The sequence below is a fragment of the Burkholderia reimsis genome (genome assembly GCF_003294055.1).
Classification (GTDB): domain Bacteria; phylum Pseudomonadota; class Gammaproteobacteria; order Burkholderiales; family Burkholderiaceae; genus Burkholderia; species Burkholderia cepacia.
Genome location: NZ_QMFZ01000126.1, coordinates 1 through 774 on the forward strand (window position 1 = coordinate 1; position 774 = coordinate 774).

2 tRNA genes and 2 rRNA genes are annotated in these 774 nt (G+C 51.6%); all 4 read right to left on the reverse strand.

Annotated elements, in window-relative coordinates:
- A 23S ribosomal RNA gene (locus DPV79_RS41530) occupies positions 1-109 on the reverse strand; the annotation flags it as partial.
- A 291-nt stretch (positions 110-400) separates the two neighbouring features.
- Positions 401-476 (reverse strand) — tRNA-Ala (locus tag DPV79_RS41540).
- A 40-nt stretch (positions 477-516) separates the two neighbouring features.
- Positions 517-593: transfer RNA gene (locus DPV79_RS41545), tRNA-Ile, on the reverse strand.
- 62 nt (positions 594-655) lie between these two features.
- A 16S ribosomal RNA gene (locus DPV79_RS41550) occupies positions 656-774 on the reverse strand; the annotation flags it as partial.

Consider the following 774-nt stretch of genomic DNA (forward strand, 5'->3'; position numbering starts at 1 on the left):
TACGGATCAAAGCTTGTTTGCCAGCTCCCCGTAGCTTTTCGCAGGCTACCGCGTCCTTCATCGCCTGTGATCGCCAAGGCATCCACCACATGCACTTGTTCGCTTGACCCTATAACGAGTCTGTCTCATCGACAGTCGCTACAGGTTGAGTTCTCGCGTTGTGCCGTATTCCAAATTGAGTCGAACATAGAGTTCGAATCATCTTGAGATACATCGATACAATCACAACCCGGATAGTTTTCACGTCCATCTCGAGACGCTTCCGCTATCCAAATTACTTACTTCTTCCAGATTGTTAAAGAACGACAGCCGATACGTACTACGTATCACTCTGACTGGCTCAATCGCCAATGCAAAATTCTCGGTTCAGTGTCTGAACCAAGCCCTTAGCGTTGGTGATTGGTGGAGGCAGACGGGATCGAACCGACGACCCCCTGCTTGCAAAGCAGGTGCTCTCCCAGCTGAGCTATGCCCCCATGTACAGAATTTCTCAGGTGTGTACCGCCCACAAGACGGTGGTGGGTCTGGTTGGATTCGAACCAACGACCCCCGCCTTATCAAGACGGTGCTCTAACCGACTGAGCTACAGACCCCTGAGTCTGCCTTTAATTTACAGCCGATAAGCGTGAGCGCTCAACTTTGCGAGAAGCTCTGGAAAGGAGGTGATCCAGCCGCACCTTCCGATACGGCTACCTTGTTACGACTTCACCCCAGTCATGAATCCTACCGTGGTGACCGTCCTCCTTGCGGTTAGACTAGCCACTTCTGGTAAAA